Raw genomic sequence first — 13095 nt, 5'->3', positions numbered from 1 at the left:
CCCGCCGAGGGAATGTTTTCCACGCGGCCTGGGGCGGAAATAATTGATCATACAGCAGCAAATATAACGTCATTAAGGAGGGGAAAGTGAACAGGTTATTGGTAAAAGCCCTTATTCTTTCGGCTACGGCTCTGAGCACCGGCGCCTATGGGCAGGACTCCGCCACACCCCGGGTGACGGCGGCCGAAGAGGGGGCTGGTGTCGGCGACATCATCGTCACTGCGCGTAAGCGTGCGGAAAGCCTTCGGGATGTTCCAGTCGCCATCACGGCGATCAGCGGTGATATGCTGGTTCAGCAGAACATCACCCAGATGATCGACCTGTCCAAGACCACGCCCAATTTCACCTACAGCTATGGTGCCGCTAATGCTTATGCCTATATCCGGGGCTTCGGTTCGGGCAGCAACGCCGGCTTCGAGCAGTCCGTCGGCAAGTTTGTCGACAATGTCTCCTATGGCCGCGACCAGGAAGCCCGCATTCCGATCTTCGATGTCGAACGCGTCGAGGTTCTGAAGGGGCCGCAGGTGATCGCGTTCGGCAACAGCGCGACCGCGGGGGCGATCAACATCACCACCCGGAAGCCCGGAAAGGAATTTTCGGCGGACGGATCGATTGGCTATGAATTTGAAGGGCAAGAGCTTCAGGCGCAGATGGGCGTCACCGTTCCGCTGACGGATGGCATCAGCTTCCGCCTGGCCGCCCTGTTCCAGGATCTCAACAAGGGCCGCTATTACAACCCGATCAAGGGCGAGCATGAGCCGACCACGCGCAACTTCGCCATCCGCCCGACACTGCGCCTGGAGCCCGTCGATGGTCTGGAAATCATGCTGCGTGCGGAGATCGACCGGCTCAAGGACAGGGGCGGCACATTGGTGCCGACCAACCAGCCGCTCGTCGGCAACACCTCGCTCTATCCGGTGATCCGCGACGACGATCACCGCTACGCCAATTATGATGTGGCCCCCTATTATTCGGACGAGATCAGCGAACTGGAAGCCGAACTCTACCAGATCGACGTCAATTACGACGTGGCTGGCGGGACGCTGTCTTCGACCACCGCGTGGCGAAAGTCGGACGGCCTCGTCCAATGGGGCCTCGACGGCCTCAATCACACGCAATTCTACTTCAATCCGCAATGGACGCATTACAAGCAGTTCAGCCAGGAACTCCGCTACAACGGTACGTTCGGCAAGCTGGATGTTCAGGTCGGCGGATATTATGAACGCAATACGCTAAACCTCGACGTGGCGCAGGAATTTACGCTGGCAGGGCTGGGATTCACCGGAGCCTTCGCCACGCCCTTTGCGCGTTTCTTCACCTTCGATCAGAAGAGCAGGACTTGGTCGGGCTTTGTCGACCTCAGCTATCATGTGACGGACCGGTTCAGCCTCTCCGCCGGCGTGCGCTATACGGACCTGAAAAAGCGCGGGGCGCATTCGGTGTGGGGCGGCAATATCGTCCCGCACACCTCGTTCGATACGACCCGCGCCGACCTGCTGGCGGCCGATAGCACTGCGGTGAACGTCGTTTACAACCCGGTGCTGGGTGGCGAGAGGCATGTATATCCGTTCGGCGCCATGAGCCTGTCGGAAAATCACTGGCAACCGCAGTTCATCGCGCAATATGAAGTCGCGCCCCGGAACATGATCTATGCCAAATATGTGAAGGGCTACAAGGTCGGCGGGTTCGACTATGCCTATACGGACCCCTTGAAGGTCGGCGTGTCCGGCATCGGTTTCAAGCCGGAATCCGCCTGGATGGTGGAACTCGGCGCGAAGGGGCTGTTGCTGGACAATATGCTGGAATATTCGATCGCCGTCTTCCGCGAGACCTTCGCTGACTTGCAGACATCGGCCCAGTCCAACCTCCAGTTCATCGTGACCAATGTGGGCAAGGCCCGTTCTCAGGGGGTGGAGCTGGAGCTTCATCTCCGTCCGGACGACCATTGGCATGTCGGCTTCAACGGAGCCTATCTCGACGCCAAATATATCGATTTCGACAAGGGACCGTGCAATTCCGCCCAGAATGCCGGGCTTGCCCCCGGCTGCGTCAGCCGGGCACAGAATTTCGCGGGGGTGCCGACCCAGTTCACATCCAAATGGACCGGCTCGCTCTATGTCGACTATGTGACGCCGATCGGATCGGGGGATAATGAACTGGGCGTCGGCCTGTCGGTCTTCGCGCGCAGCAAATACGACTCAAGCCTCTATAATGACCCCCGCATGGTCCAGAAAGGCTATGCGCAGCTTGGCGCGCATATCGACTATGGCCCGGCAAATGGCCGCTGGAAACTTTCGCTTTTCGGCCGCAATCTAACCGATCAGCGGATCGTCGAATATTCGTCGGTCGTGCCGGGCAGCAGCACCTCCACCGTCGGTTCCTATTCGCGCGGCCGGCAGATTGGCGTGAAGCTGGGCTTCAATATGTAGTGAACGCGTGGGAGGTTGCCGATGATGGACGGGGATGCACTCTGCACAAGTGGATTTCCCTCCCTCATTCCGGTGCAGCGGCCGGATGATGGTCCGGCCGCCAGCTTTTGCCCGACTCCGGCCGCCGGGACCGAAAGAGAGTGATATGACAGGATTGGAAGCGACCGGATCGACAGCGGCAGCCGACAGAAGCGGCAGGGCGGCGGTAGTGACGGATCCGAACGCAGCCGACAGCCGCTATAGCTGGTATGTCCTTGTCGTCCTGATGGGCGTCTACACGTTTAGCTGGATGGATCGCACCATACTGTCCATCCTCGCCGAAGATCTGAAGGCGCATTTCGGCCTGACGGACGCGCAGCTCGGCTTCCTGCACGGGACGGCATTCGGCGTATTCTATGCCCTGTTCGGTTATCCGCTCGGTCGCCTGGCGGACCGCTGGAACCGTGTACGCCTGCTGTCCATCTGCATCACCCTGTGGTCGGCAATGACGGTATCCTGCGGCCTGGCGGCCAATGTCGGCCAGTTGATCGCGGCCCGCATCGGCGTCGGGATTGGGGAGGCGTCGGCCAATCCTTCCGCCTATTCGCTGCTGTCCGATTGGTTTTCCCGCGAACGGCGCGGCACGGCGCTGGGTATCTACAGCGGCGGCTTCTATCTGGGGCAGGGGCTGGCCTTCGCGATCGGCGGGCTGGCGCTCGCCCAATGGGCCGCGTCCTTCGGGGATTCCGGCCCGTTCGGATTGCAGGGGTGGCAGGCGGCCTTCCTCATCGTGGGCATGCCCGGCGTCATCATGGCGGCGCTGGTGAGCAGGCTTCGCGAGCCTCGGCGGGGGCTGTCCGACCAGAGCTATCCGCCCGAAGAGAAGAATATCTGGCCGCGCTTCTTCGACGATATGGGGAGCGTCATCCCGCCGTTCACGGTCTATCAGGCCGCGCGCTGCGGCAGGAAGACGCTCGCCCTCAATCTCGCCGTTGCGGTGGCGGTGGCGCTGCTCGCCTTGGGGCTTGTCCGGCTGAGCGGCGATCCGTTGCAATGGATGGCGCTGGGCGTTGGCGGCTATGCGGCCTTTTCGTCGGCCCAGATGCTGTACCACCGGGATCCAGCAACCTTCGCCCTGACATGGAGGACACCTGCCTTCCTCTTCACGATGGTGGGTTTCGGCTTCGCATCGATGCTCAATCTCAACATGGGATTCTGGACCGCGCCGCTGGCGCTCCGTTCCCTTCCCGTGGATAAGGCGACCGTCGGGCTGGTGCTGGGCATCACAGCGGCGGTTTGCGGCATGGCCGGGGTTTTTCTGGGCGGGAAGCTGTCGGACATGATGCTGCGCCGCCACCCCGCCGGGCGCATCCATGTCGGGCTGGCCTCAGCATCGATCCCGGTGCCGTTCGTCATAGGCATGTGCCTGACGCACAATCCATGGATTTTCTTCCTGCTCAACATTCCGGTGGTCTTCATCGGCATCATGTGGATGGCCGCAGGCGCCGCGACCATTCAGGAACTGGTGATGCCCCGCATGCGCGGCACGGCATCGGTCACTTATTTTCTGGTGAGCACGCTGCTGGGGTCGGCGCTCGGCCCCTATCTGGTGGGCAAGGTGTCCTCCTCGCAAGGCGATCTGGCGACCGGCGTGTTGGCGGGCCTGCTGGCCGTGCCCGTGGCGCTGATATCGTTGTGGCTGGCGGGCTCCCGGGTCCAGTCGGCTGAGACTTCCAAGGTCGAGCGGGCAAGGGCCGCCGGTGACAGGATGGCCGAAGGTAAGGGAGCATGAGTTTGACGGATTTGGCGAGCGATCATCTGAGGAAAGCGGCGCTATCCTATCCACGGCAGATCGCGATCGAAAATGACGGCCGCGCCCTGAGCTGGTCCGAGTTTGACGAGGCAGTGGAGCGTCTCGCGCGGCGGTTGGTCGCCGCCGGGCTTGCGCCAGGCCAGAGCGTCATGATCCTGAGCGAAAATTCACCCGAATTCCTTATCAGCTGCTTCGCCGTGTGGCGAGCCGCGGGCACGATGGCGGTCGTCCATGCATCCTTCGCGCCGGAGCAACTGGACTATGCGGTGAGGAATGCCGAGCCGCATTTCCTGTTTGCCGAAGTGGAATATCGGGCGGCGGCGCAAGCGGCCCTCGAACGAACCGGCACGCCGGCGCGCATCATCGACCTGGAGATGTGCGTCGAACCGATGGGCGGCATGGCGGCGTTCGACGGAGAATTGCCGAAGGCGGACCCAGCCGCCGCCGGCGTCATCGGATATACGTCGGGCACCACCGGCATGCCCAAGCCCGTCGCCCTGTCCCATGGCACGATCGGACACGGCACCCAGGCCTGCGCGAAAATCTGGCGGATCGATTCCGCCGACACGATTCTGGTGTCGATGCCGCTTTCCTGGCTCGCGGGGCTGATCATCCTTTCGACCACGGCCACCAGCTGCGGCGCGAAAATCCACCTGCTGCGCCGGTTGACGGCCGAGGATGCGCTCGACGCGCTGACCGGCCACGGCGTCACCTTCTTCTTCGGGCCGACGTCCAGCTATGTGAAGATGCTCAATGCATGGCATCAAAGGGGGGCGACGGGCGAGTTCCGGCTGCGCTGCTGCATTTCCGGCGGCGAGGCCCGCAATGAGGCCATATTCGGTGAGTGGCGGGACTTGACCGGTATTCCGGTGCTGGATTCCTACGGGGCGAGTGAATGCTGGCCTTTCGTGACCCATGATCCGGGCATCGCCACCCTTCCGCCCCCAGGCTCCGCCGGGAAGCTGGTGGAAGGCGCCAGGCTGCGCTTGGTCGGGCCAGAGGGGCAGGAGGTCGCGCCCGGTGAGGTGGGGGAGGCCCAGGGTCTCGCGCCCTGCATGTTGATGGAATATTGGAAAGAGCCGGAACTGACCGCCCAGGCGATGACGTCGGATGGCTGGTATCGCATCGGTGATTGCGCCCGTGTGGACCGGGACGGCTATGTCTATATTCTCGGCCGGGCGAGCGACGCCATCGTCAGGAACGGGACGCAGGTCTTCCCCGCTGAGGTCGAGCAGGTTCTGAGCGAGCTGGACGCTGTGGCACAGGTCGCCGTGGTGGGCTTGCCCGACCCGGATCATGGACAATCGGTCGCGGCGGCGGTCGTGTTGCGCGGGGGCGCAACGGCGGACGAAGCGGCGATGCGGGCGCATTGTGCCGCGCGGCTGGCGGAGGCCAAGATTCCTGGCATCATCCGCATCGTGAAGGAACTGCCCCACAATCCATCGGGCAAAGTCCTGCGACGGGAGGTAATCCCGATGCTGTCCAGCATGCAGGAAGCGAAGAAAGGCTGAAAATCATGACCAACACAGCGCAATGGCCCCAGGGAGTGAGAAGGCTGAACAAGCTGCCGAATCCGATCCGGCAGATCGGTGTGATCGTGCGCGATATCGACGCGGCCATGCGCTATTGGAGCGAGTTGACGGGCGTGGGACCCTTCGTGGTCTTCCGCAACGTCGAGCTGGAGGACGATTATCGCTACCGCGGCAAACCGGCGAAGCCGCCGGTCGTCGACCTGGCCCTGGGCTATTCCGGGGACATTCAGTTCGAGCTGATCCAGCAGCTCAATGACGCGCCGAGCGGATTTCGCGACTATATCGACGCCGGCATGGAAGGCATGCAGCATGTCTCGCCCCAATTTTCTTCGCCTGAGGATTATGACGCCGCCTTTGCGAAGCTGATCGGAAACGGGTTGGAACTGGTTCATGAGGGTCGGATGCAGGGCACGCCGTTCCGCTTTGCCTATTTTTCGCACCCCAATGGCGGATTTCCGCAGTTTGAGATCAGCGAGGTCCGGCATCCGGCGCTGGTACCCGTTTTCGACAAGATCCAGCTGTTGAACGCGCAGTGGGACGGCACCACGCCAGCGGTCATCGAAATCCTGGACATGGCCCGGATGGGCGAGGTTCTGGGGCTGGAGGGCTAAAATGCGCACATGAAATGAAACGTTTCATTGACGATTTGGGCGTCCATCGATAGGCTGGCGGACACAAATGGGAATCACAGACAGGGCAGTCGCCAAGGGAGAGAAAAATGCCTGAAGAAAAGACCCGCGAGCTGGTCCAGTATTTTATCGATAATGTCGAAGCGCAGACATATGAAAATGTCTATGCCAAGCTCAATCCGGATGGCCGTTTCATCATGATCGGCAAGACGCCGGCGTCAGGCATTTTCTTCAACCGCGAAGATGTGTTCAACCGCCTTGCGCCGTTGCTGGCGAATTACAAGAACCGCCCGGCGATCGCCTTTTCCCATGTGCTTGTGGACGGCGACCAGGCCTTTCTACGCGCGTCCGGAAAGGGCGAAGGCATTTATGGCGTCTATGAGCAACCCTATTACGGCTATTATTTCCGGGTCGAAGGCGACGGCTATGCGGAGATCATCGAATATCTGGACACCGTTCAGCTGGAGGTCGCGCTGTTCGGGACCAAGATGACCCGCCTGCCCGAATATGAATGATTTCATGGGATTGAACAGGCGGGGGAAAGCATGAAATTCATTTCCTATCGATCCGTAAATGGCTTGGGCACCGCCCTGGACCTGGGCGGGACGTATAAGGGGCTGGACGAGAGTCAGCCTTGTTTTCCCGGCATCATCGACGATCTTCTTGCGAGGGGCGGAACGGCGCTGGCAGACGCGGCGGGAATATTGCGCCGGCACGGCACGGGCATCAGTCTCATGGATGTCGAATTGCTGCCGCCGGTGAACCCGTCCAAGATCATCTGCATAGGGCTCAACTATGCGGACCACGCAAGGGAATCGGGGTTGCCGATCCCGGAAAAACCGACCGTGTTTGCCCGCTTTCCGTCGTCCATCGTCGGACCGGAGGCGCCGATCATGCTGCCCAAGGTCTCCGGCGATCTGGACTATGAAGGGGAGCTTGCCGTCATCATCGGCAAGGCGGGTCGCTATATCTGCCCTGCCGAGGCGCTGGATCACGTCGCCGGTTACAGCTGCTTCAACGACGGGAGCATTCGCGATTACCAGTTCCACGGATCGCAATGGACCGTCGGAAAGAATTTCGATCGTTCCGGCTCGCTCGGCCCCGCGCTTGTGACGGCGGATTCCCTGCCCGCGGGCGCCGCCGGCCTGGCGATCCGGACAAGGCTGAACGGCCAGACCGTCCAATCCTCCTCGATCGGGGAACTGATTTTCGGCGTGGCCAAGCTGATCTCCCTTCTGAGCGAGGCATTCACGCTCCTGCCCGGCGATGTGATCGCCACCGGCACGCCTTCGGGCGTGGGCTTTGCACGGACGCCCCAGCTCTGGATGAAAGCGGGCGACATATGCGAGGTAGAAATCGAAGCCATCGGAACCCTGCGCAACCCGGTGCGGGCGGAAAGCTGAAGATTTCCGAATAGATCGACCAATGTGAAACGTTTCATTGACAAGCCGAGGCGAATTGTTCCATAAGGTTAGAGAAGGTTCTGGAGGGACTGGCGCCGTTCAAAAGCCGGTGCGGTCAGTGCCTGATGCGGCAGGCGTCCGTTCGCCGCCACGCGCCCGTCTCTTGCCGCAATTCAGGTTCACCGAGAAACATAATTTGGGAAATTAGTCATGATCGAGGCGCCACATTATTTTGTGCCGATCCCATTTGGATTTGACGGGGTGCACGGCCGTTCCGGTGCGTGGGTACAGGCATGACGAGCAAGCCTCTTGCAGGGATCGTGGTCGTCGAGCTTGGCCACAGCGTTGCCGCGCCCTATGCGGGCCTAATTTTCGCTGATCTCGGCGCGCGGGTCGTCAAGGTCGAAAACCCCGAGGGCGGAGACTATGCGCGCGGCTGGGGGCCGCCCTTCTGGGGCGATACCTCCAGTTCCTTCCATTCGCTCAATCGCGGCAAGGAGGGCGTGGCGGCCGACTTCACGAAGGAGCAGGACGTAGAGCGGCTGAGGGCGTTCATCCTGGCCGAGGCGGATGTCGTCATCCAGAATCTGCGTCCCGGTATCCTCGAACGGTTCGAGCTGACCTATGAGCGGCTGCGCGAGGAAAAGCCGTCGCTGATCTGGTGCGATATCGGTGCGTTCGGCGCGAACGGGCCGTTGCGCAACAAGCCGGGCTATGATCCGCTGGTCCAGGCCAGCACCGGCATCATGAGCGTGACGGGCGAACATGATCGTCCGCCCGTGCGCGTCGGGGTGTCGATCGTCGATATGGGATCGGGCATGTGGACCGTCATAGGGGCGCTGGCAGCCCTGCTCGATCGCCGCCAGTCGGGGGAGGGGCATCGCGTGTCGACATCACTCTATGAAACGGGGCTGTCCTGGATGACGGTGCCGCTCGCCGGCTTTGCGGCCTCCGGTGAGGTGCGGCGTCCCTATGGATCGGGTACGGCCGAAATCGTGCCCTATCAGGCCTATGAGACGTCCGACAGCTGGATCATGATCGCGGCGGGCAATGACAATCTGTTCCGCAAATTCATGCATGCCCTGGACCTGAAGGCCGAGGCGCAAAATCCGATTTTTGCGACCAATCCGGGGAGAGTCGTCAACCGGGACTTGCTGATACCCGTGATCGCCGAGGCGGTGAAACGCTACACCATGGACGAGCTTGGGAGCTTGCTCGACGAGGCGGGGGTTCCGAACGCACCCTTGCTGACCGTGGATCAGGTCGCCGTTCATCCCCAGACTCTGGCCCTGGAAATGCTGGAAAAATGCGACGGGGACGAACTTGATCTGGCCGGCATTCCGATCAGCCTGGATGGCGCACGCCCTCGTTCGGCAATGCCGGCGCCCGCCCTTGGCCAGCATAATGCCATTCTGTCGGACGCCAGGCGGCAGGAGGCGGCAGGATGAGCATTTTCGAAGCGATTGCGCTGGAAGAAACAGATGACGGTGTGCTCGTCGTCACGCTGGATCGTCCCGAAGCGGCCAATGCCACCAATACGGTAATGGGCCGTGAACTGGTCGCGCTGTTCGAGAAATTTTCGGTGGAGCCTGACGCGGCGCGTTGCATCGTCCTGACCGCTCGCGGCGAGAAGGCATTCTGCGCGGGCGGTGACCTCAAGGAACGCAAGGGGATGACCGACGCCCAATGGCAGGCCCAGCATCTCGTCTTTGAGCGGCTCATACGCGCCATGCTGGGCTGTCCGGTGCCGATCATCGCGGCGGTGAACGGCGCCGCCTATGCCGGCGGGTGCGAGATCGCGGCGGCGGCAGATTTCATCTACGCGGCCAGCCATGCGCGCTTTGCGCTTACCGAGGTGACGCTGGGTATCATACCGGGCGCGGGCGGCACGCAGACTCTTCCGCGCGCAATCGGGGACCGCCGGGCGAAGGAAGTGATCCTTACGGGGCTTCCCTTCTCTGCGGAGGAAGCCCTGGCCTGGGGGTTCATCAATCGCATTTGTGAGCCAGGCGAGCTGATGGAGGCGGCGGTCGCGACGGCGCGGCGGATCGCCGGCAACGGCCCCATCGCGGTGCGTCAGGCGAAACAGTCGATCGCGCGTGGAGGTCAGATGTCGATCTGGGACGGGCTCGCCTTCGAGATAGAGGCGTATAATCGGTGCGTTCCGACCGAGGACAGGCGCGAAGGCGTGCTCGCTTTCAACGAGAAGCGGCGCCCGGTCTTCAGAGGGCTCTGAGTTGAGGACATCGGCATGACCGAAACTGTGCAGGTGCGCGAGGTCGGCCCACGGGACGGCCTGCAGATGACGAAGACGATCCTTCCCACCGAGCGGAAGCTGGAATGGTGCCGGAGGGAGGTCGCGGCCGGCCTTGCCGATATCGAAGTCACTTCCTTCGTCTCGCCCAGGATAGCGCCTCAGTTCGCGGATGCGGCCGAGGTGGCGAGGGGAGCGCTGGAGATTGAAGGTTGCCGTCCGGCGGCCCTCGTTCCCAATCTCAAGGGCGCCCAGCTTGCCCTCGATGCCGGTATCAGGTCGCTCTATTTCGTGATGTCGGCGAGCGATGCGCATAACCGCGCCAATGTCCGCCGCACGGCTGAGGAGTCGATCGAGGAATTCGGGCGGATCATCGCCTATCGCAATTCGCTGCCCGGCGAGAAAGCGTGGATCGGATCGGGCATCGCCACCGCGTTCGGCTGTACCATTCAGGGCGAGGTGCCCGAAGCGAGGGTACTGGAAATCGCGGCACGGCTTGCTGAGGCGGGGGCGGATGGCATTAATGTCGCCGATACGGTGGGCTATGGCGACCCGGCGCAGGTAAGGCGCCTGGTGAAGGCGGTGATGGACGAAGTGGCGCCGCTTCCAGTGGCCTGCCATTTTCACGACACGCGCGGTCTGGGTCTCGCCAATATTCTGGCGGCGGCCGATATCGGTGTCCGCTCCTTCGACGCATCGCTGGCGGGCATTGGCGGATGCCCGTTCGCGCCATCCGCTTCCGGCAATGTCGATATGGAAGGCGCCATATTCCTGCTGGAACGGCTGGGGCTCAGCACCGGCGTCGACCTGGAGGCGCTGATGGCGCTGCGGCAGGATATCGAAAAATGGCTGCCGGGCGAACAATTCGCACGGGGAGTGGGGGTCGCGGGCCTGCCGAGGAGGCAGGCTGGATAATGGGGGAGGATGGTGCGGCCGCCGGCGGAAAATATGCTAAGCTGCGGCGCAGGGAAGAGGAGGCGCGTAACATGAACCCGACAGAAGCCCCCAAGCCTGGTTTCGGCCTTCAGATGAAGGGACCGGAGGTCGATGGCCATTCCGGCGTTCCGGAAACCGTTCCCATGGAGCCGTTGAAGGTCTGCTTCGACCGGCAGGCCGGCAATATGACGGTCATTCCGCTGACCGACGGCTATCTTGATCCCGGTTTCAAGTTTCTGCGCGACATTCCGGATGAAAATATCCAGCTGCTCCTGAAAATGGGCCATCGGGACGGCCCGCCCAGAGCGTCGGTCAATGCCTATGCGATCCGGGTGGAAGGGAAAATCTACCTGATCGATACCGGCTCGGGCGATACGATGGGTCCGACCTGCGGCCGCCTGTTCGAAAGCATGAAGGCCGCCGGTATGAATCCTGCCGAGGTCGAAATGATCATGCTGACTCATGTTCATCCCGATCACAGCAACGGCCTCATCGATCTCCAGACCGGCGTGCGGATGTTCCCCAATGCGGACATTCTGCTGCATGAGAAGGAACTCGCCCACTGGTTCGACGATGGGGAGATGGCGCGCGCTGATGAGCGGGCGAGGGTGCGCTATTTCGAAATGGGCCGCAGGCAGTTGCAGCCCTATATAGATGCTGGCCGGGTTCGCACCTTCACCGAGGGCGAGATACTTCCCGGCATCGCGGCGGTCCCCTGTCCGGGCCATACCCCCGGCCATACCGCCTATCAGATCGGCTTCGGCCCCGGCGCCATTCTGGTGTGGGGCGACACCGTGCATGTGCAGGAGGTGCAGCTTCCCTTTCCCGATGTGACGGTCATTTTCGACTGGACCCCGGAAGACGCCAGGGCGTCGCGGCGCAAGCTTATCGAGAAGGTCGTGACGGAGGGGCTGACCGTCGCGGGCGCCCATTTGCATTTCCCCGGCTTTGGCAATATTGCCCGGAACGGGGCGGGATATAGGCTTGTCCAGAAACCGGAGCTTCTCGATATGTGAGGCAGATCGGTTCGGCGGAATAAGGGGCGATGACAGGGTGCCGAAACGAGATTCCAGGCCGACGATCCGGGATGTCGCTATTCTGGCGAATGTGTCTCTGGGCACCGCTTCCCGCGTCGTCAACAACCACGCATCGGTCAAGCCCGCCATCCGCGAAAAGGTCCGCCAGGCGATTGAGCAGCTCGGCTACGCGCCCAATGCCATCGCGCAGAGCATGCGCGTCGGTTCGACCCACACTATCGGATGCATTCTGCGCGACCTGACGATTCCGCTGCTCACGGACTTTGTCAGGGCTGCGCACGACACTTTCCACGGCGCGGGCTTTTCGCTGCTGATTTCCAATACGGAGGGGCGGGAGGAGCGCGAGCGTACGCTTCTGGTCAATCTTGCGCAGCGCCGGGTCGACGGCATCATCATCGCCCCCTATACGCGCATCGCGGGCGAGTTCCGGGACTTTCTGTCGGAACTTAAAGTGCCCATCGTGCTACTCGACCGTAACGATGCTGCCTGGCTGGATTCGGTCATGATCGACCATCGCGACGGGATGTATCGCGCGGTCAAGCGGCTGCTGGAGCTGGGCCATCGGCGCATCGCGCTTATCACCGGCGAACAGCGGTTCTATCCGGCAAGCCAGCGTGTGCAGGGCTATCATGACGCCTTTGCCGCGCTGGGGCTGGCACCGGACGAAGGCATGATCAGCGCCAAAAGCTTCCTGTCCGATGCGGCTTTCGGCGTGGTGACGGAGATGGTGCAGCGGCCGGAGCCGCCGACGGCGATCGTGGCCGGGGGCATGGACATGCTGTCCGGCGTGTTGCGCGCCGTTCGCGCACGCGGGCTGGAGATTCCCCGCGATCTTTCGGTGATCGGCGCGGGCGATTCGGAATTGGCGGAACTGTATTCGCCGCCGATCGCGATGATCGACTGGGATTATGCGAATGTCGGCAAGATCGCCGCCAATTTGCTGCTCGACCGCATCCGGGGCGGCGGGGACGAGGCGCGCCATGTCATCGTGCCGACACAGTTCATCGAGAGGGCATCCATCGGCCCGCCTTCACCGGCTCCGGCGATAAGCAAGGGTGCAAAACGCCGCGCCTGAACTGGTCG

General features: G+C 62.2%; 11 protein-coding genes. All 11 read left to right on the top strand.

Features of this window, described 5'->3' with window-relative positions:
• Positions 1-86: 86 nt before the first annotated feature.
• Positions 87-2429, top strand: coding sequence for a TonB-dependent receptor (locus tag HHL26_RS15345; protein WP_145907368.1), 2343 nt, complete (start codon positions 87-89; stop codon positions 2427-2429).
• A 145-nt stretch (positions 2430-2574) separates the two neighbouring features.
• Positions 2575-4200, top strand: coding sequence for an MFS transporter (locus HHL26_RS15340; protein WP_082748662.1), 1626 nt, complete (start codon positions 2575-2577; stop codon positions 4198-4200).
• Complete coding sequence (locus HHL26_RS15335; protein WP_066559620.1) at positions 4197-5732, top strand: class I adenylate-forming enzyme family protein; 1536 nt, start codon at positions 4197-4199, stop codon at positions 5730-5732. Before HHL26_RS15340 ends, HHL26_RS15335 begins: the two co-directional genes overlap by 4 nt.
• Before the next feature lie 5 nt (positions 5733-5737).
• Complete coding sequence (locus HHL26_RS15330) at positions 5738-6364, top strand: VOC family protein (protein ID WP_066559618.1); 627 nt, start codon at positions 5738-5740, stop codon at positions 6362-6364.
• 107 nt (positions 6365-6471) lie between these two features.
• On the top strand, positions 6472-6897 hold the full coding sequence (locus tag HHL26_RS15325) for a hypothetical protein (protein ID WP_066559615.1): 426 nt from the start codon (positions 6472-6474) through the stop codon (positions 6895-6897).
• 30 nt (positions 6898-6927) lie between these two features.
• Entirely contained in the window at positions 6928-7785 is an 858-nt protein-coding gene (locus HHL26_RS15320) for a fumarylacetoacetate hydrolase family protein (protein WP_066559612.1), read from the top strand.
• Between the two features lie 293 nt (positions 7786-8078).
• Positions 8079-9233 carry a CoA transferase gene (locus HHL26_RS15315; RefSeq protein ID WP_066559609.1) on the top strand — a complete coding sequence of 385 codons (1155 nt, stop codon included), beginning with the start codon at positions 8079-8081 and terminating at the stop codon, positions 9231-9233.
• On the top strand, positions 9230-10021 hold the full coding sequence (locus tag HHL26_RS15310; RefSeq protein ID WP_066559605.1) for an enoyl-CoA hydratase-related protein: 792 nt from the start codon (positions 9230-9232) through the stop codon (positions 10019-10021). Before HHL26_RS15315 ends, HHL26_RS15310 begins: the two co-directional genes overlap by 4 nt.
• 15 nt (positions 10022-10036) lie before the next feature.
• A complete protein-coding gene (locus tag HHL26_RS15305; RefSeq protein ID WP_066559601.1) occupies positions 10037-10954 on the top strand; it encodes a hydroxymethylglutaryl-CoA lyase in 918 nt (305 codons plus the stop codon).
• Between the two features lie 71 nt (positions 10955-11025).
• Positions 11026-11991, top strand: coding sequence for an MBL fold metallo-hydrolase (locus HHL26_RS15300; protein WP_197672724.1), 966 nt, complete (start codon positions 11026-11028; stop codon positions 11989-11991).
• A 37-nt stretch (positions 11992-12028) separates the two neighbouring features.
• A complete protein-coding gene (locus tag HHL26_RS15295; protein WP_066559599.1) occupies positions 12029-13087 on the top strand; it encodes a LacI family DNA-binding transcriptional regulator in 1059 nt (352 codons plus the stop codon).
• Positions 13088-13095: the final 8 nt, after the last annotated feature.

It is taken from the genome of Sphingobium sp. TB-6, assembly GCF_012927365.1.
Taxonomy (GTDB): Bacteria; Pseudomonadota; Alphaproteobacteria; order Sphingomonadales; family Sphingomonadaceae; genus Sphingobium.
The sequence above is the reverse complement of the archived record's forward strand: the minus strand, read 5'-3'. Positions and strand labels throughout refer to the sequence as shown.

What these genes read in the sequence shown, in the direction of transcription:
- HHL26_RS15340 (WP_082748662.1), top strand. Translation starts at nt 2,575, where the DNA reads ATGACAGGATTGGAAGCGACCGGATCGACAGCGGCAGCCGACAGAAGC.
- HHL26_RS15335 (WP_066559620.1), top strand. Translation starts at nt 4,197, where the DNA reads ATGAGTTTGACGGATTTGGCGAGCGATCATCTGAGGAAAGCGGCGCTA.
- HHL26_RS15330 (WP_066559618.1), top strand. Translation starts at nt 5,738, where the DNA reads ATGACCAACACAGCGCAATGGCCCCAGGGAGTGAGAAGGCTGAACAAG.
- HHL26_RS15325 (WP_066559615.1), top strand. Translation starts at nt 6,472, where the DNA reads ATGCCTGAAGAAAAGACCCGCGAGCTGGTCCAGTATTTTATCGATAAT.
- HHL26_RS15320 (WP_066559612.1), top strand. Translation starts at nt 6,928, where the DNA reads ATGAAATTCATTTCCTATCGATCCGTAAATGGCTTGGGCACCGCCCTG.
- HHL26_RS15315 (WP_066559609.1), top strand. Translation starts at nt 8,079, where the DNA reads ATGACGAGCAAGCCTCTTGCAGGGATCGTGGTCGTCGAGCTTGGCCAC.
- HHL26_RS15310 (WP_066559605.1), top strand. Translation starts at nt 9,230, where the DNA reads ATGAGCATTTTCGAAGCGATTGCGCTGGAAGAAACAGATGACGGTGTG.
- HHL26_RS15305 (WP_066559601.1), top strand. Translation starts at nt 10,037, where the DNA reads ATGACCGAAACTGTGCAGGTGCGCGAGGTCGGCCCACGGGACGGCCTG.
- HHL26_RS15300 (WP_197672724.1), top strand. Translation starts at nt 11,026, where the DNA reads ATGAACCCGACAGAAGCCCCCAAGCCTGGTTTCGGCCTTCAGATGAAG.